Here is a 16,994-nt window from a genome sequence, read left to right as displayed (position 1 = left end):
CTGCCGGCCCGCTCGTCGACGTACGCCGTCAGCGCCCCGCGTTCCTCCGGCACGACGTCTCGGCGCCATGCCGCGATCCGGAGCGTGGGAACGTGTCTCCGCGACCGCGTGCCGTGACTCACGCCGCCGTGGTGCGGAACGTGCTGGGGCTGAGGCCCTTGTGGCGTTTGAAGGCGGCGCTGAAGCCGAAGGCGTCGGCGTAGCCGACGGTCCTGGCGATCTGGGCGATGCTGAGGTCGGTGTCGGCCAGGAGCGCCACGGCGTCGTCCATGCGGCACTCGGTGAGGTAGGTGAGGGGCGGACGACCCATCAGCTCGGTGAAGCGCCGGGCGAACAGTGCCCGGGAGACGCCGGCTTGAGCGGCCAGCGACGCGACCGTCCAGCTCTCGGCGGGCCGCCCGTGGAAGGCGTGCAGGGCGGGGGCCAGGACCGGGTCGGCGAGGCCGCGGTACCAGCCGGGCGCGTCGGCGCCCGCCCGGTCGAACCAGGTGCGCAACGTGCAGACCAGAGCCCAGTCGAGCAGCCGGTCCATCAGCGCCTGCGAACCGGCGGAGAGCCGGGCGGCGTCGGCGGCGGAGCTCTCCAGCCAGGCGCAGACCTCGGCGTCCTCGGCGACGACCAGGACGGGCGGCAGGGCGCGCAGGAGCCGTTCGTGGCGGTGCCCCGAGGCGCGGTAGGCGCCCACGATCAGCGCGGTCGCTCCCTCCGGGCCCGTGCCCCAGTGGATGCCGTCGAGTTCCTGGTCGGTGCACGCGGCGTCCGGGGCGAAGCAGTTGATCTCGTACGCGGTATGGGGGCGGTGGACGGTGGCAGGCTCGTCCGCGAGGTGGAACCGTGCGGGGCCCCGGACGAGGGCGGTGTCGCCCGCGCCGATCGCCCGCTCGGTACCGTCGGACAGCAGCAGCGTGCCGCCACCGCGCAGCACGCTGACCATGGTGAGCGGAGCGGCGTCGGCGAAGGTGATGCTCCAGGGTGCGGTCAGGACGGCATGGCTGACGACCGAGCCCTCGGCCCGGATGCCGCTCAGCAGTGAACTCAGAGGATCCACAGCGTAATCGTAGACGATCTCCTATGTCCGGGAGAGTTTCTCCCATGGATCATCTACGGTGCCGCGGTTGTACTGGACTCACTGCACAGATCGAGCCCTCGGGAGACACCGTGCCGCAGCACAGCAGTGACACCAGGACAGCCCTCGTGGTCGTCGCGCACCACCGCAGCGATTCCCTCACCGCCCACACCGCCCGCCGCGCGGCCGCCCAGATCGAGGCCGCCGGATACCGCATCGACCTGCTCGACCTGCACGCCGAGGGGTTCGATCCGCGGATGAACGCGGAGGACCAGCCGGACTGGGGCAACCGGGAGAAGCCGTACTCGGACGAGACGCGCGCCCACATGCGGCGGATCCTGGCCGCCGATGTCGTCGTGGCCGTCTTCCCGGTGTACTGGCAGAGCGTGCCCGCCATCCTCAAGGGCTGGATCGACCGCGTATGGAACTACGGGTTCGCCTACGGCCGCAGCAAGCCCCGCCTGGCGGGCAGGCGCATGCTGTGGCTGGCCCTGGCCGGCGCCACCGCCGACGACCCCATCGTGGAGTCGATGCAGTCCGTCCTCGAAGCCAACCTGAGCGACGGGATCGCCTACTACTGCGGCTTCTCCCGCTCCACCGTAGGCCTGCTCCTGGACGCGGAGGAGCGGCCGCAGCGCATCGACGCCGAGGGCGTTCTGCTGGTCGGCGAAGCGGTCGCCGGCGCCGAGCGGGAGGCGCAGTACAGCGATTTCGACCGGCGGGCACGGAAGTTCGTGGAGGAGTTCCTGGCGGACGAACTCGTCGCGGTCTGACGGCCTCCGGATCCCGCGGGCCGACACGGCGGCAGTCGGGGTGGGATCCGATGGCCCGGCTCGCAAGGGCGGACGCGGCGCGCTCGCCACGTCATGTCACGTACGCCGAGCAGCAGATCTGCTTCCGGCCATGTGGCGACGGCCTGGAAGAGTGTGTACGGGTACGACCGGGATTCCTCCAAAGCGTACGGTGAAGCGATCAAAGCGGTGGAGTCGGCCGCTCAGGCCTTCAGCCATAGGACTCCGTCAGTTCCAAGCTCAGGCGGACGCGAAGGGCCTGATCACCTGGGACGTGAATGTCGACTCCACCGTCTGCCGGGCCCACCAGCACGCTGCCGGGGACTCGAAAAAGGGGATCTGTAAAGGAACCGTCCGGCGGCATTGCCGTCGAGCCGGCCGACCACGGTCCCGGACGCTCCCGGGGCAGCCGGCTACCGCGAGCGGCATGCCGTCGAGCGCGGGATCAACCGCCTCAAGCGCCACCGGGCCGTGGCCACGAGATACGAGAAACCCGCCGTCCACCGCGAGGCGTCCGTGTCGGTCGCGATCCGCGACGAGTGGCTGTGACCAGCACCTTCCCAACAAACCCTAGTCGACCCTGACCACGTACTTGCCCCGCACCCCGCCCGCCTCCAGCGCCCGGTGTGCCGCCGCTGTCTCCTCCAGCGGGAAGACCGTGTCCACCGCCGGCCGCAGCTTCCCCTCCGTCACCTGGCGGGCGAGGTCGTCGAAGAGCGCACGTTTGGGGTTGCCGCTGAAGAAGCGCACCCGGCGGCGTCCGTGGACGGCGCTGGCCGCGATGTAGCCCAGCGAGGCGGCGGGTCGAGTCAGGTCGAAGGCGATGGTGACCATGCGTCCGCCAGGCTTCAGCGTCCGCCGTACGGTACGCAGGTCGGTGCCCGCCGTGTCGAGGACCACGTCGAACAGTCCCAGTTCCGCGGGGGATACGGTCCGGTGGTCGATGGCGTGGTGGGCACCGAGCGTGCGGACGAAGTCGAGGTTGGCAGCGCGGGCCAGAGCCGTGACCTCGGCGCCGTGCGCCTGTCCGAGCTGGACGGCGGCGTTTCCGACGCCGCCCGCCGCGCCCCGTACGAGCAGCCGTTCGCCGGGGCGCAGTGCGGCCTTGTCGCGGAGGGCCGTGACGGCCGTGGTGGCCACGGGCAGCGCGGCGGCGGCCACGAGGTCCAGCCCGTCAGGGAGCCGGCCGAGCCGCTCAGGCCGTACCGTCACGTACTCGGCGGCGCTGCCGAATCCGGAGCTGCGGCCCAGGACGCCCCACACCCGGTCGCCGACCGCTACGCCGGTCGCACCGGTGCCGAGCGCGGCGATCTCGCCGGTGAAGTCCAGCCCGATGCGCTGCGGGAACTTCCGGCCGGTGAGGAGGCGGGCCCGACCGGAACGGGCCGCCAGTTCGCCGCCGTTCACACTGAACGCGCGCACGCGCACGAGGACCTCGCCGGGTGCCGGCCCGGGACGCGGTACCCGGCCCACATACAGCACATCGGGGCCGCCGAAGCGGTCGAACAGTACGGCTTTCATCGTGCGGTCGTCCATCGTTGCGTTCTCACCTTCGCCACCAGTGGCCGTGCAGGGGACCTTGGCGGCGAGCGTAGGCTGGCAAACGGACGAGATCGTCCACTTGAGCGGAGGTGAGAGACAGCGGTGGGGGAATCCTCTCGGATCGCGGGGCAGGACAGTCTGCGGGCGGACGCCCGGCGCAACCGGCGGCGCATCCTCTCGGCTGCCCGCGTGGTCTTCGCCGAGCACGGCATCGACGCGCCCATGGCGACCGTGGCCCGGCGGGCGGGGGTCGGCGTGGCGACGCTGTACCGGCGTTTCCCGACGCGGGACGCCCTGGTGCGGGCCGCGTTCGCGCACCAGATGGACATCTGTGCTCGGGCGCTCACCGAGGCGCTTGCCGACCCCGATCCGTGGCAGGGCTTCCAGCGGCTGGTCGAGACGGTCTGCGAACTGCAACGGGAGGAACGGGGCTTCCCGGCCGCGTTCGTCGCAACCTTTCCGGACAGTACGCGAGAACACGCGTCTGTACGCGAACAGGCCGAGCGGGACTTCATGACCCTGGTCCGCAGGGCTCAGGCAGCGGGCGCGCTGCGGGCCGACTTCCACCCCTCCGACTTTGCCGTGGCCCTGTTGTCCCACTGCGGTCTGGTCACCGCATTGCCGGGTGACCGTGCGGCGTCCCGGCGCCTTGTGGCGTACTTGCTCCAGTCGTTCCGCGCCGAGGCGGCCCACGGAGCGCTGCCGGCGCCGAGCACACTGTCGCTGCGCAGTCTCCCGCTCGCGGCCGATGGCTCCCAGCGACAGCGGTCCCCCGGAGCCTGATACGAAGGGGAACGGGCGGCCCCGGACCGAACGCCGAGCGGGTCCGGGGCCGGCGACACCTGGGGCACCGCGCCACCGGTCCGGCGCCTCTTCGGCTCGTAGGGCTGCCGCGTCGGAGGGTTACGAGCCGGTCTTTGTCCCGATGCCGTGGGCGAGGAGACTCTCGGCGGTCTCCGCGATGGTGTCCTCGATGGGACGCGCTCGCCATCCGAGTAGCTTCTCCGCCTTGCTGCTCGTGGCGTCGAGATCCCGGCCGAGCTGGTGCTTGAGCAGTCGCAGTTCCGGGTTCACGCTGCCCAGTGCGCGGGCGAGCCACACGGGCAGTTCACGGGTCGGGGCCTTCGCGGCCCGCTCTCCCAGGCGGTCACGCAGAACGCGCGCGATGTCTATGACACGCAGGCTGTGACCGGCGATTGCCAGGAAGCGTTCGCCGGCGGCTGCCGGATCGGTCATCGCGCGCAGGTGCAGATCCGCGACGTCGCGCACGTCGACGAAGCCCATTCCGAAGGGAGGGCATGCAGGAACCTGCCCCTCGATCATTCGGCGGACCAGACGCAGGGATGGCGGGTCGTCCAGGCCGAGCAGAGGGCCGAGGACCCCCACGGGATGGACCGCTGCCAGTTCCAGACCACCGCCTTCGTCCTGGATGAACTGCCAGGCCGCGCGTTCGGCGAGTGTCTTTGACCGCTGGTAGGGCGGGATGTCGCTGTCGACGTCGGTCCAGTCCTCCTCGGTGAAGGGGGTCGAGCGCGGGGGGTGCCCGATCCCGACGGCGCCGAAGGCACTGGTCAGGACGACCCGGCGCACGCGGGCGTCGCGGGCCGCGCGCAGCACCCGCAGGACGCCCTCGCGTGCTGGGACCACCAGATCGTCGTCGTTCGTCGGCGTATGGCGCAGCGTCGGCGAGGCGACGTGGAGGACGAAGTCGCAGTCGGCGACGGCGGCGTCCCAGCCGTCGGGGTGTTCGAGGTCGGCGCGCACGACGGTGAGACGGTCGTCGTCGAACGGTGTGGCCGCGTGCAGCCAGGAGCGCAGTGCCGGCTCGCGCCGCAGATCGCGGACCGTGGTGCGTACGGTGTGCCCGGCGTCGAGCAGTGCCTGGATGCACCAGCTTCCGACGAATCCGGTTCCTCCGGTGACCAGTACTTGGGTCATCTGTCTCTCCTCAGCTCACGACTGGTGCGGTAAGGGGTGCCGGCGGGTGCGTCGCTCGGTGCCGCTGGGCGGCGGCCACACTGCTTCCGAGGAGGGCGTGGCCGATCATGATCGGGTAGATCACGGCGCGCTCGAACAGGCCGATGTTCCACATCCAGCCGGTGAGGGCGTCGGTCATGAACAGGGGGAACGCGATCAGTCCGACGGTGCCGAGAACGATGCTCGCGATCGACCGGCCCTTGGTGAGACCGATGCCGGTCCCGCCGGCGCCGACGGCGATCGCCATGATGTTGCCGGCGAGCATGACGCCCTGCGCGCCGAATGTGTGGAAGGAGATCAGGCCGTTGTCGACGTTGGCGTTGGAGCCCTGGAAGATGCCGACCAGTGACACCCCGGCGCCGGCGAGGACGGCGAGGATCATGATGATGATCGGGCGGGAGCCCTTGCGCGGATCGAACACGAGGAATGCGCCGATGATCAAGAGGCTGCCGTAGATCACCCAGCCGGCGTCCATGACGGCACCGAGGGGGGAGTTGGCGACCTGCCCGAACGCGGTCTGCGGGGGACCGGTCAGGCCGAGGTGACTGACCCAGTTGTACAGGGGTGAGTACGGCGGGTCCTGCCATGCGGCGGCGGTGATGAACTCGGTGACCCAGGACACGAGCGGTCCCAGAAGGATGAGGAGGGCTCCGGCGCGGGCAGCGGCGCCGGAGCGGACGATGGGGTTCATGCGAGAGCCATGCCGGGCACGCGCCTGCGGATGGCCTCCAGCTCGGCTTCGTCCGAGACGCCCTGCCAGTCGTACCGGGGGGTGTACGGGGTTTCCAGGGCGCGCACCTCATCGTCGGTGAGCTCGATGTCGAGAGAGGCCACCGCCTCGTCGATCTGCCGGAGCGAACCGGCGCCGACCAGCGGTGCGGTGACCACCGGCCGGCGTCGCAGCCAGGCGAGCGCGACCTGTGCGCGGGTGACGCCGTGGGCGTCCGCGGTCTGCCCGACCGCGTCGATGATCGCGTGGTTGGATGCCTCCTCGGCGGGTGAGTAGAGCAGGTCCGCGTAGGCGCCGTCCGTCTCGGAGCGCACCGTCGAACGGGCGTCGTCCCACGCGCGGGTGAGGCGGCCGCGGGCCAGGGGCGACCAGATGATCGTGCCGACGCCCTCGTCCAGGCACAGCGGGATCATCTCCCGCTCCTCCTCACGGGCGAGGAGGTTGTAATGGTCCTGCATCGACACGAACCGCGCCCAGCCGTTCAGCCTCTGCAGGTGCAGCGCCTTCGCGAACTCCCAGGCGTGCATGGATGAGGCGCCGAGGTAGCGCACCTTGCCTGCCGTGACGAGGTCGCTGAGAGCTTCGAGGGTCTCCTCCCACGGGGTGGAGTGGTCGTTGCGGTGCACCTGATAAAGGTCGATGTAGTCGGTGCCCAGGCGGCGCAGCGAGTGGTCGACCTCGGTCATGATCGCCTTGCGTGACAGTCCCCGTCCGTTGGGTCCCAGCCGCATCGGGTGGCGCAGCTTCGTGGCGATCACGACGGCATCGCGGTCGGCGAAGTCCTTGAGGGCCCGGCCGAGGATTTCCTCGCTGGAGCCGTTGGAGTACATGTTCGCGGTGTCGAAGAAGTTGATTCCCGCTTCCAGCGCGTGCTTGATGAGCGGTCGCGCGTCCTGTTCGCCCTTGGACCAGACGGGGTGTCCGCGGTCGGGCTCGCCGTAGGTCATCGCGCCGATCGCGATCGGGGATACGTCGAGTCCGGTCGTGCCGAGTTTGATGTAATGCATGACGCTCCTTAAAGTATGTGGAGAGCTCTCCGCATAACGTAGTGGAGAGTTCTCCACTTAGCAAGGTGAGGTCTCGTGGTCCGCTCGGACGCCCGTGAGAACAGGGCGCGCATCCTCGCCGCCGCACGCGAAGCGCTCGCGGCGGACGGCAGCACGTCGATGAACCAGATCTCCCAGCGCGCGGGGGTCGGCGCGGGCACCCTGTACCGCAACTTCCCCACCCGCGAGTCGCTGGTCCTGGCCGTCTACCAGGACGAAGTCGCACGTATCACCGACTCCGTGCCCGACCTGCTGGCCGGAATGCCGCCGCTGGAAGCACTCCGTCACTGGACGACCGACCTCGTCGAGGGCATGCGTAAAAAGCACGGCCTCGGCGACGCCCTCGGCCCGGGCGCGCACCAGGCGATCAGTGAGCAGAGCTACGGGCCGGTCATCGCCGCGATCACGGAACTCCTCGACGCCGGCAAGAGAGACGGAAGCGTCCGCCCGGACGCCGACCCGGGCGACTTCCTCCAGCTCACCGGCGCGTTGTGGCGCGCCGCGGCCGACCCCGAGGACCGGGCACCCCACATGCTCGCGCTCATCCTCGACGGACTCCGCACGCACCGGTAGACGCAGTGCAGCACCCCGGCACGGAGGGCACGGCGACCATCCCCGCTCGGGCCGACCGGGGGTCCTCCGGCACGTAGTCGGTCCCGGGCCCTGAGAACAGGCCTGCCAGGTGAACGACTCTTCTGTGGAATCAGATTGGTCAAGCTTGCACTGCATGCCCTGTAGGGTGCCGGCGACCGGTAGGAGCCGGGCTGTGCCGTGACCTGCCCGGGGGTGCCGGCCCGGTCGGGGTCGGGGCATCGGCGAGTCAGCTGAGGAGAGCCCTGTTCGAGGTAGTCCGTCAGGTACTTGCCGCATCGCTCACTTGGTGGCATGCGGGTCGTTGCCGCGAGAGGCGTCCGCGACAGCGGGGTCCGGGACGGTGTGTCGAGTGAAGGCCCACAGCGCGAGCCCGAGACAGCTGAACGCCGAGCCCAGTGCGCATACCGCGCCCCAGCCGGCCAGCGTGTAGAGGAAGGTCGCGGCAATGGCGCCGGTGGCGCTGCCGATCGAGTAGAAGACCATGTATCCGCCGATCAGTCGGCTGCCCGCGTCCGGGTGCAGCGCGTAGATCAGGGTCTGGTTGGTGACGTGGACCGCCTGCACGGCGAGGTCGAGAAGGATCCCCCCCGACGATCAGGGCCCAGAGCGAGTCGCGGGTGAAGGACAAGGGGAGCCACGAGGCGGTGAGCAGTGCCAGGGCGATGCCGGTGGTCCGCCGGGAGAGTCCGCGGTCGTTCAGGCGGCCCGCCGCGGTCGCGGCCAGGGCGCCGACGACACCGATCAGGCCCAGTGCTCCGATCGCGCTGTGGGACAGGAAGTACGGAGCCTCGCTGAGGGGCAGCGCGATGCTGCTCCACAGAGTGCTGAAGGCGGCGAAGATCAGCAAACCGAACAGGGCTCGGAGCCGCAGCAGCCGTTCTGTCGCGAACAGAGTGATCGTGGAGCGCAGGAGCTGTCTGTAGCGCAGGCTCGTCGGCGGAGCGTCACTGTGGTGTGGCAGTACCCGGTACAGGACCAGGGCGAGCAGAGCGGTGAGCGACGCTGAGACGAGGTAGACGGAGCGCCAGCCCGCGAGATCGGCCAGGAGGCCGGATACGGTGCGGGCGAGCAGGATTCCGATGACCACGCCGCTGGTGACCAGACCGACGACCCGTCCGCGCTCGGCGGGAGAGGCCAGTGAAGCAGCGAAAGCCACCAGAGCTTGCGTGACGACCGCCAGAACTCCCACCGCGGCCATGCCCGCGAGCAGGATCGCCGCCGTGTGGGCGGCGGCCACCACGGCCAGGGCCGCCACGAGGAGCAGTAGCTGGGCGACGATGAGCCGCCTGCGGTCGGCCACGTCGCCCAGCGGCACGAGGAAGAAGAGTCCCAGCCCGTATCCGACCTGCGTGAAGGTGACCACGCTGCCGACGAGCGCCGGGCTCATGGCCAGGTCGTGGCCCATGGTCACCAGGAGCGGCTGGGAGAGGTAGACGTTGGCCACTGCGGCCCCGCAGGCGACGGCGAACAGTACGACGACGCCGCGGGACAGGACGACCTCGGAACCTTCCCCGCTTCGGTGATCGATCCGTTGTGTCACGGCCTTGGCTTTGCCGGGCATCAGCGCTCCTCCGCACATTTGGTTTTATGTTGCTACCAGCGGCGACCGTAACTATTTTGGTAGCATGTTGCAACCACTGAGGAAGAGGGACGCCATGGTGACCAGGACGCGTTTCGACGACAGTGAATGTCCCGTAGCCCGGTCGGTGGACGCGATCGGCGACTGGTGGTCCCTGCTGATCGTGCGGGACGCCTTCGACGGAAGCCGGCGCTTCGGGGAGTTCCAGCGCAGCCTCGGCGTGGCGAAGAACATCCTCGCCACGCGACTGCGCACTCTGGTCGCCGGCGGTGTTCTTGAATCCGTCCCCGCCTCGGACGGCAGCGCCTACCGCGAGTACGTACTGACTCCGAAGGGCAAGGCGCTCTTCCCTGTCATCGTGGCGCTGCGGCAGTGGGGCGAACAGAACTTCTTCGCCCCCGGCGAACCCCACTCACAGTTGGTCGACCGCCGGCAGGGGCAGCGCCTGCGCCCGCTGGAAGTGCTGTCTGCGGACGGGCAACGGCTGAACCCCGACGACACCACCGTCCACAAGATTTCCGCCTAGTGATCCGGGGCGGAGATCCGGCGCCGACATGGCGCTGGAGCGGGATCCCCGTTGCGCCGCCTGCCCGCTGACTGGCTGGCGCGGGCCTACCCGGGGAATCAAACCGAGCAACTCTGAGGACATCCCGAGCACCGTGCGGGGAGATTCAGGGCCCTGACCGCCGTTCCGTGAATGCCGAGGTCGCGGTCGAGTTCGGCGTCCGTCCCGGTCAACGGCTGTGCCGGCGGTTGCGGTTGAAGGCGGGGCGGATCCGCGGCGCCGTTCACGTGAGACAGAGTGGTGGACGGACGTGGCGGCGGACGTTCTTCGCGCCCGTTTCCACAGCGCAGGGTGGGTGCATCCGCGGAGGCCGTCGGGTGCTCCCACACGCCTCGGCTGCGGCTCAAGGGCTGCGAGACGCAACGATCCGAAGGCGACGCCCTGTCGACCGATGTGCGGGAACGCGGCGAGGTTCCTGGCTGCCCGTGAGGTTCGCGCCGTCCGGTGCGGTGACCGGGACATCGACTGTCCGTCGTCGAGATGAGTGGGCCCTGGGAAGTGCCTGTGGCCGGCGGGTCGGGACGCGCGTCCGCGTCGTTCATCGCACGGCCGCAAATCGCTCCTTAGCCAGCGCAAGCGCTCCACGATGCGGGCGGCAGCCTCGCAGCTTCGCGTGCCTGCCAAGGCTGTTGACCAGGTAAGCCATCGGGACGCCATTCCACCGCACTACTGGACCCGCCATGGTGACACGTCAATGAGCGGCCCGCGCTGCCACCTCTTGGAGTCGTTTGACCGGCCGTTGCCCAATCTCGCGCACGCGGGCCGCGAACACTGGTGGCAGGTGGCGCGGGGTCATCGGGCAGGGGGCGGCATGGCTGAGGGCACGGTTCTGGTGGCGGTGACGGAACATCCGGAGGACAGGTGCGCTGCCGCCGGGCAGTTGACGCGCATCGCCGAGGGGATCCGGGCGAGTGGCCTTCAGGTCCGGTGGGTGGTGAGCGTCTCGGACGCCGAGGCGGTGCTCAGGACGGAGGCCGGTCTCGCCGCCGCGGTGGTGGCCTGGGATCTTCCGCCCGGGGCCGAGGAAGGGCCGGGTGGCGCGACCGTTCTGCACAGGATCGGACGCCGGTTCCAGAATCTGCCGGTGTTCCTGGTCATGGCGGACGAAGGGCTGGGCGAGCTGCCGCTGTGGGTGTCGCAGTCGGTGGTGGGCTACGTGTGGCCCCTGGAGGACACGCCGGCGTTCATCGCGGGGCGGATCACCACCGCCGCGCGTGCCTACCAGGACGCCCTGCTCCCGCCGTTCTTCAAAGCGCTGCGGCGCTTCGACGACGCGCACGAGTACTCATGGCACACCCCGGCGCACTCCGGCGGCGTCGCCTTCCTCAAGTCGCCCGTGGGCCGGGCCTTCCACGACTACTTCGGGGAGCGGCTGCTGCGCAGCGACCTGTCGATCTCGGTGGAGGAGCTCGGCTCACTGTTCGAGCACACCGGGCCGATCGGTGAGGCGGAACGCAACGCCGCGCGGGTCTTCGGCGCCGACCGTACGTACTTCGTCCTGCACGGTGATTCCACCTGCAACCGTCTGGTGGGCCACTTCAGTGTGACGCGTGACGAGATCGCCCTGGTGGACCGCAACTGTCACAAGTCGGTCCTGCACGGCCTGGTCGTCTCCGGCGCCCGACCGGTGTACCTGGTCCCGACCCGCAACGGCTACGGGCTCGCCGGGCCGCTGCCGCCCGCCGAGATCGCGGCGGACTCGGTTGCGGCGAGAATCGCGAGGAACCCTCTCTCGGCGGGCGCGGTGTCGTCGCGTGCCCAGTACGCGGTGTTCACCAACTCGACGTACGACGGCCTGTGTTACGACGCGTCGGCGGCGGCCCGGGCCTTCGGGGCCAGTACTCCCCGGCTGCACTTCGACGAGGCGTGGTTCGCGTACGCGCGCTTCCATCGGCTCTATGCGGGGCGCTACGGCATGTCCGTGGACGAGGAGGCGTTCCCCGGCCCCGACCGGCCGACGGTCTTCGCGACCCAGTCCACGCACAAGTTGCTGGCGGCGCTGTCACAGTCGGCCATGGTGCACGTCCGGCCCGCCCCACGGGCGCCGGTGGAGCACGACCGGTTCAACGAGGCCTTGATGATGCACGGGACGACATCGCCGTCGTATCCGATGATCGCCTCGCTGGACGTGGCCACGGCGATGATGGACGGTCCGCAAGGGGAGTGGCTGGTCGACGAGGCGGTGACGGAAGCGGTCCGGTTCCGCCAGGAGATGGTACGGATCGGGCGGCGGATCGAGGCCGCCGGGGACCGGCCGCCCTGGTTCTTCGGGGTGTGGCAGCCGGACGAGGTGACCGACCCCGCGAACGGGACGCGGCTTCCGTTCGCTGAGGCTTCGGCGGAGTTGCTGCGGACCGAGGCGTCCTGCTGGCACCTTGAACCCGACGCGGACTGGCACGGCTTTTCCGGCTTGGCCGACGGCTACTGCATGCTCGACCCGATCAAGGTCACCCTGACCTGCCCGGGAGTCGACGCGACCGGTGTGATGTCCGACTGGGGCATCCCGGCACGGATCCTCACCGCCTATCTGAGCACGCGCGGCATCGTCGTGGAGAAGACCGACAGCTACACCACGCTGGTGCTGTTCTCCATGGGCATCACCAAGGGCAAGTGGGGCACACTGCTGGACGCACTGATGGACTTCAAGGACCTCTACGACGGTGACATCCCGCTGGAGAGGGTGCTGCCGGCCCTGGTTGCCGAGCATCCGCGGCGGTACGCAGGACGGAGCCTGCGCGACCTGTGCCAGGAGATGCACGCCCACTTGCGCGACGCCCGCCTGGTCGAACTGCTCGACATGGCCTTCCAGCAACTCCCGGAGCCGGTCACCCCGCCCCAGCTGTGCTACGAGCGCCTGATCCGCGGCGGCACGGACCGCATCCCCCTGGCGGACGCGTCCGGCCGGGTGGCCGCGGCGATGGTCACGGTGACGCCGCCCGGTATCCCGGTCCTCATGCCGGGCGAAAGCATCGGAGAGGTAGACGGCCCTCTGCTCCGCTACCTCGGCGCCCTGGAGTACTTCGACCGTCACTTCCCCGGCTTCGGCAGCGAGACGCACGGGGTGACCCGTGCTCCCGACACCGGCGACTATCTGATCGAGTGCCTGCGCCCGGACGAGCAGGACGGTCCCCTCGGCGCCACGACGCCGGCGCAGCGACGGCGGGAGTCACGGGTGGCGGAGCCTGATCGGCGCTGACTGGGCGTCTGAACCTGGGGTTCGTGTTTGGTCCCGGGTCGATCTGCGAGGCTCGTGGCCCACTGATCTACTTCCCGATGCGCTGGAGCATGGCTGAAGAGGCCTCCGCCCTCGCAGCTGACCTTGCGCGGTCCATGGGCCTGATCTGCTTCGATCCTCAGCTGAACAAGCTCAGGCCCTGACGGTCTCGATTGGTTCGCCACCAGCACCGAATGCAACGGCGCCTACGCCTGGATGGTGGTTTGTGTCTTGTGACGGGAAGGGAAGTGTTGACGCGCCGTGGATCGGTGCTTGGCAAGGAGGTGATGGTCGGCCTCGGACGAGGCCCCTCCCGCAGCTGCGCCGTTGCCACGCCGGGCGGCAGAGAGGCTCGGGCGGACAGTCCCGTACGCCCTCGACGAGGCCAGGCCGCCGGTTCGCGTGTGTTCGCGCGCGACGTGTCACAGGCGGGCCGACGTCGGCGTCTCCAGCACCACTTCTTCGTCGTCGGTGAAAACACCGGACGCCGTCGCCCCGCCGAGGAGTGCGGTGACGAGTGCCGCCGCGCCGACGAGTGCCCACCGCGTCCGCCAGGGCCTGGTGCGCGCCGGTGCGGCGACCACGGGTGCGATGTTCGTGGGCGCGGCGTCCACAGGCGTGGCGGACGCGGGCGCGGGACCGCACGCGATGTAGGTGCGGGCGTCCAGCCATGCCTGCGCCTCGTCGCCCTGGATCCCGCAAGCCGCGACGAACGCCGCGACGAGTTCCTCACGGGGAAGCCGTTGCCTGCCGAGCATGGTCGCCGCCGTGGAGTACGGCAGACAGTGGCCCGCGTCCGCCGCGTGGCGTTCCAGTCGGCGGTAGCTCAGCCCCGACCAGTCCTTGAGCCGACGCAGCGCTGCCACGAAGGCGGCCGCGTCGGTGTCCGGCGGTGTGGGCGGCGCGACGGTCATGACGGTGATCCCCCTGATGAGCTGGACGTACACGGGCTCGCACAAGCTCGAACACCCTGACAGCTTGAAGAACGGCAGTGGCGACCGTCAACCTCGTTGCGGATTCCCGATGTTGGAGGTCACAGGTCATATGGGTCTGCCCCGCTGCCGTCGCACCCGTACCACCGCCACCGCTCTGGTCGCCCTGATGATGCTGGGCGCGTGCGCCGAGGAGGGCGATGCCGGCCGGCCGGCCACCGGGTCCGCGGCGGCTGCCTCGAAGGCACGCGACGGGGAGTCGGTCGCCGACTTCCTCCACCGTGTCCTCCCCGCCGGGACGGGCGGCACCGTGATCGCCGCACGCGGCGACGAACTCGCGTACTGCGGAGGGTTCGGGGCAGCGGACCGCGCCTTGGGCACTCCCGCGAGCTGCCGCACCGTGTACGACGTCATGTCGATCACGAAACAGTTCACCGCCGCCGCGATCCTGAAGCTGGAGGTGATGGGACGACTGCGGGTGAGCGACCGGATCAGCCGCTTCCTGGGGCCGGTGCCCGAGAGCAAGCGCGACATCACGATCGACCAGCTGCTCACGCACACCTCGGGTCTCGTGGAGGCGCTCGGCGACGACTACCAGCCCGTCTCGCGCGACGAACTGGTGCGGCAGGCACTGGCATCGAAGCCGCGGTCGGCCCCGGGGGAGGAGTTCCACTACTCGAACACCGGGTACAGCCTGCTCGCCGCGATCGTCGAGGAGGCGTCCGGGGAGGGATACGAACCGTTCCTGGCCCGGCACCTGTTCACCCCGGTAGGCATGAAACACACGGGATACGTCCTCCCCAGGTGGCCGCGGAACCTGATCGCGGTCGAGTACGACAGCGAGGGGCGCAGCCAGGGCAGACCCGTCGACCACCCCTGGGCCGCCGACGGACCGTACTGGCACCTGCGGGGCAACGGCGGCATGCTCTCCACCGCCGGGGACATGCTCCGCTGGCACCGGGCCCTCTCCGGCGACGAGGTGCTGCCGGAGCAGGCCAGGCAGAAACTGTTCGCACCGCGCGTACGGGTACCCGGGCTGGACGGCTCGTACGGATACGGCTGGGCCGTCCGCGAAACCCCCGACGGACGGACCGTCTGGCACAACGGCGGCAACGACTGGTCGCTGGCCTATCTCACCAGGTCGCTGCGCGACGGCGTCCTGGCCTTCTGGGTGAGCAACCACGCCTACCAGGACGGCAAGTGGAACCTGGAGGACCAGGCGGAGGAGCTGACACAGGGCATCGCCGACCGCGTCCGCGCCGAGGACCGCTGAACCAGTGACCGCATCAAGCGGGACCGGACCGCGTCACATAGAGGAATAGAGGAAGGGAGGAGACAGTGCGCAAAGCCCTGATGGGTCTGTTCGTCGCCTTGGCGGTCGTGCTCGCGGTAGCACCGCTCGCAACCGCCGGCCAGACCGAGACCGCCGCTTGCTGCGGTGGTACGCCCGGCCAGCCGTAAGAGGCACCCGCCAGCGATAGAGCCGGACCCGCCCCCTCTCCCGAAGGAGACGACATGCGCAAAACCGTGCTCGGACTGCTCATTGCACTAGCGGCGGTACTTGCAGTGGCACCGCTCGCCAACGCAGACCAGACCCAGACCATCGCCTGCTGCGGCGGCATGCCCGGCCACCCGTAAAGGGCACCTCGCTAGCTCAATCTTGTAGTAGGGCCCGTCAGTCCACTCGTTGGCGGGCCCTTCTTCTCATTCGGAACGGTGATCAGACGGAAGCCGGCCGCGCCTGACCAAATGTGCGTCATCGGGCCGTGCACACTTCACCGCCAAGGATTCGTCCGCGCAGCCACAGACCACTCCCGTCGGGGTGCCGCATGCCATCCATCGAACGAACCGCACCCATCTGCAGAAGTCGCGCCACCCCGACGCGAGAACCCCGGATACGTCACATCGCGACGCCGAAGTCTCGGCTCGTGGCTTCACGTGCGGCGTGCCGGATGGCTTGGATGGTGGCTTCGGAACGTCTGCGCCGCAACCAGGCGAGGGCGGACGTGGAGGGGCTGAGGTCGACCACATCGATGTATCTGATGCCCGGGCGTGGAAAGTACTCGCGGGCGGCCGTCGGCAGAAAGCACATCGCTTCGCCGGCGGCCACCGTGTGCAGCAACGACTCCATGTCGGTGACGACCGGCCCGTAGCGAACGCGGCTGCCGTCGGGGCGGGGATCAGCCGCCCAGAAGTCCCACCACAGCCGCGGAACCTGCGTGGGCATGTCGACCACCGGGATGCCGGAGAGCTGGGCCAGGGTGAGTTGGGGTCGACTCGCCAAGGGGTGATCGGCGCAGAGGCAGGCCACTCGCGGCTCGGTGGCCAGGTGGTGCAGTTCGATGTCGTCCGTCACCGGCGGGCGCAGGAAGACCACGTCGGCCTCCTGTTGCGCCAGGGCGGCCATGTGATCGCCGAAGCCGAGGTTGACCAGTTGCACGGTCGTCCCGGGGTGCCGGTCTTGCAGCAGTCCGAGTACGGCACGGGTGTGTGCCATGGACGCTTCGGCTCCCATGGTTCCCACGACAAGTCGTCCGGATTCCTGCCGCAGCTGTGCGTCGGCGACGCGCCGCAGCCGGTCGATCGCCGCGACCGCCGCTCGGGCTTCGGTCAGCAATGCCTGCCCTGCCTCGGTCAGTGTGATGGTCCGGCCCTGGCGTTCCACCACGCGCACCCCCAGGCGTTTCTCCAGCTCTCTGATCTGCTGACTCAGTGCCGGCTGCGTGATGAACAAGCGTGCGGCGGCGCGTCCGAAATGGAGTTCCTCGCACAGCGTGAGATAGAGCCGAAGCTGATGAATGCTCGGTTCCCTCGATACGGACGCCCCCACGAAAGAATCCCCCATCCATCGTTCGACCTGCTGCGATAACAAGGAAGTTATCAACCAGCAGGCATCACGCGTCCTCGGATCGATGACATCCCCGCGCGGGCCGTGTGATAGTCGACGGACCGCCACAC

General features: G+C 69.6%; 14 protein-coding genes and 2 pseudogenes. 8 read left to right on the top strand and 8 right to left on the bottom strand.

The features are described 5' to 3' along the window. Positions 1 to 118: 118 nt before the first annotated feature. Entirely contained in the window at positions 119 to 1,048 is a 930-nt protein-coding gene (locus OHS59_RS01135) for an AraC family transcriptional regulator (RefSeq protein ID WP_328491491.1), read from the bottom strand. Between the two features lie 110 nt (positions 1,049 to 1,158). On the opposite strand from OHS59_RS01135, the gene OHS59_RS01130 reads away from it, so the two are divergent. The 3 genes and pseudogenes from OHS59_RS01130 (at position 1,159) to OHS59_RS01120 (ending at position 2,406) form a co-directional block, all read left to right on the top strand. Next, complete coding sequence (locus tag OHS59_RS01130; RefSeq protein WP_328491490.1) at positions 1,159 to 1,839, top strand: NAD(P)H oxidoreductase; 681 nt, start codon at positions 1,159 to 1,161, stop codon at positions 1,837 to 1,839. Positions 1,840 to 2,095: 256 nt separating this feature from the next. Continuing rightward, positions 2,096 to 2,264: pseudogene (locus OHS59_RS44430) on the top strand (IS5 family transposase); the annotation flags it as partial. Then, positions 2,221 to 2,406 (top strand): hypothetical protein, encoded by a 186-nt coding sequence (locus OHS59_RS01120; RefSeq protein ID WP_328491489.1) that lies wholly within the window; start codon positions 2,221 to 2,223, stop codon positions 2,404 to 2,406. The pseudogene OHS59_RS44430 and the gene OHS59_RS01120, both read left to right, overlap by 44 nt. A gap of 21 nt (positions 2,407 to 2,427) precedes the next feature. On the opposite strand, the gene OHS59_RS01115 is transcribed toward OHS59_RS01120, so the two are convergent. Beyond that, positions 2,428 to 3,393, bottom strand: coding sequence for an NAD(P)-dependent alcohol dehydrogenase (locus OHS59_RS01115; RefSeq protein WP_328491488.1), 966 nt, complete (start codon positions 3,391 to 3,393; stop codon positions 2,428 to 2,430). Positions 3,394 to 3,501: 108 nt separating this feature from the next. On the opposite strand from OHS59_RS01115, the gene OHS59_RS01110 reads away from it, so the two are divergent. Beyond that, positions 3,502 to 4,182 (top strand): TetR/AcrR family transcriptional regulator, encoded by a 681-nt coding sequence (locus OHS59_RS01110; protein WP_328491487.1) that lies wholly within the window; start codon positions 3,502 to 3,504, stop codon positions 4,180 to 4,182. A gap of 120 nt (positions 4,183 to 4,302) precedes the next feature. Here the strand turns inward: OHS59_RS01110 and OHS59_RS01105 are convergent, their stop codons facing one another. Genes OHS59_RS01105 through OHS59_RS01095 form a run of 3 tightly spaced genes read right to left on the bottom strand, consistent with a single transcriptional unit; the run spans position 4,303 to position 7,113 of the window. Then, the gene (locus OHS59_RS01105; RefSeq protein WP_328491486.1) at positions 4,303 to 5,337 is read right to left on the bottom strand and encodes an NAD-dependent epimerase/dehydratase family protein; all 1,035 of its coding nucleotides are present in this window, start codon (positions 5,335 to 5,337) and stop codon (positions 4,303 to 4,305) included. Between the two features lie 10 nt (positions 5,338 to 5,347). After that, positions 5,348 to 6,067, bottom strand: coding sequence for a DUF998 domain-containing protein (locus OHS59_RS01100; protein ID WP_328491485.1), 720 nt, complete (start codon positions 6,065 to 6,067; stop codon positions 5,348 to 5,350). Then, a complete protein-coding gene (locus tag OHS59_RS01095; protein WP_328491484.1) occupies positions 6,064 to 7,113 on the bottom strand; it encodes an aldo/keto reductase in 1,050 nt (349 codons plus the stop codon). Before OHS59_RS01095 ends, OHS59_RS01100 begins: the two co-directional genes overlap by 4 nt. Positions 7,114 to 7,188: 75 nt before the next feature. Here OHS59_RS01095 and OHS59_RS01090 point away from each other — a divergent pair, with 75 nt between their 5' ends. After that, positions 7,189 to 7,725, top strand: coding sequence for a TetR/AcrR family transcriptional regulator (locus OHS59_RS01090; RefSeq protein WP_328491483.1), 537 nt, complete (start codon positions 7,189 to 7,191; stop codon positions 7,723 to 7,725). Positions 7,726 to 8,025: 300 nt separating this feature from the next. Here OHS59_RS01090 and OHS59_RS01085 read toward each other — a convergent pair. Then, positions 8,026 to 9,307 (bottom strand): annotated as a pseudogene (locus OHS59_RS01085) (MFS transporter). Between the two features lie 94 nt (positions 9,308 to 9,401). Between OHS59_RS01085 and OHS59_RS01080 the strand changes: the two are divergent. Both OHS59_RS01080 and OHS59_RS01075 read left to right on the top strand, forming a co-directional pair. Further along, positions 9,402 to 9,851, top strand: coding sequence for a winged helix-turn-helix transcriptional regulator (locus OHS59_RS01080; protein WP_328498995.1), 450 nt, complete (start codon positions 9,402 to 9,404; stop codon positions 9,849 to 9,851). An 850-nt stretch (positions 9,852 to 10,701) separates the two neighbouring features. Then, complete coding sequence (locus OHS59_RS01075) at positions 10,702 to 13,086, top strand: Orn/Lys/Arg decarboxylase N-terminal domain-containing protein (protein ID WP_328491482.1); 2,385 nt, start codon at positions 10,702 to 10,704, stop codon at positions 13,084 to 13,086. Positions 13,087 to 13,526: 440 nt separating this feature from the next. Here OHS59_RS01075 and OHS59_RS01070 read toward each other — a convergent pair whose 3' ends face one another. After that, positions 13,527 to 14,063, bottom strand: coding sequence for a helix-turn-helix domain-containing protein (locus tag OHS59_RS01070; protein ID WP_328491481.1), 537 nt, complete (start codon positions 14,061 to 14,063; stop codon positions 13,527 to 13,529). Between the two features lie 85 nt (positions 14,064 to 14,148). On the opposite strand from OHS59_RS01070, the gene OHS59_RS01065 reads away from it, so the two are divergent. Then, positions 14,149 to 15,309 carry a serine hydrolase domain-containing protein gene (locus OHS59_RS01065; protein WP_328491480.1) on the top strand — a complete coding sequence of 387 codons (1,161 nt, stop codon included), beginning with the start codon at positions 14,149 to 14,151 and terminating at the stop codon, positions 15,307 to 15,309. Positions 15,310 to 15,936: 627 nt separating this feature from the next. Here OHS59_RS01065 and OHS59_RS01060 read toward each other — a convergent pair. Then, positions 15,937 to 16,866, bottom strand: coding sequence for a LysR family transcriptional regulator (locus OHS59_RS01060; RefSeq protein WP_328491479.1), 930 nt, complete (start codon positions 16,864 to 16,866; stop codon positions 15,937 to 15,939). Between the last annotated feature and the right edge of the window lie 128 nt (positions 16,867 to 16,994).

Origin of the sequence: Streptomyces sp. NBC_00414 (assembly GCF_036038375.1) — a bacterium.
GTDB lineage: Bacteria > Actinomycetota > Actinomycetes > Streptomycetales > Streptomycetaceae > Streptomyces.
Note: the sequence above shows the minus strand (reverse complement) of the source record. Positions and strands in the feature narration are given on the sequence as shown.

Excerpts from the sequence above, each read along its gene's own strand:
- OHS59_RS01075 (WP_328491482.1), top strand. The coding sequence starts at position 10,702 with ATGGCTGAGGGCACGGTTCTGGTGGCGGTGACGGAACATCCGGAGGAC.
- OHS59_RS01105 (WP_328491486.1), bottom strand. The coding sequence starts at position 5,337 with ATGACCCAAGTACTGGTCACCGGAGGAACCGGATTCGTCGGAAGCTGG.
- OHS59_RS01115 (WP_328491488.1), bottom strand. The coding sequence starts at position 3,393 with ATGGACGACCGCACGATGAAAGCCGTACTGTTCGACCGCTTCGGCGGC.
- OHS59_RS01095 (WP_328491484.1), bottom strand. The coding sequence starts at position 7,113 with ATGCATTACATCAAACTCGGCACGACCGGACTCGACGTATCCCCGATC.
- OHS59_RS01100 (WP_328491485.1), bottom strand. The coding sequence starts at position 6,067 with ATGAACCCCATCGTCCGCTCCGGCGCCGCTGCCCGCGCCGGAGCCCTC.
- OHS59_RS01065 (WP_328491480.1), top strand. The coding sequence starts at position 14,149 with ATGGGTCTGCCCCGCTGCCGTCGCACCCGTACCACCGCCACCGCTCTG.
- OHS59_RS01080 (WP_328498995.1), top strand. The coding sequence starts at position 9,402 with ATGGTGACCAGGACGCGTTTCGACGACAGTGAATGTCCCGTAGCCCGG.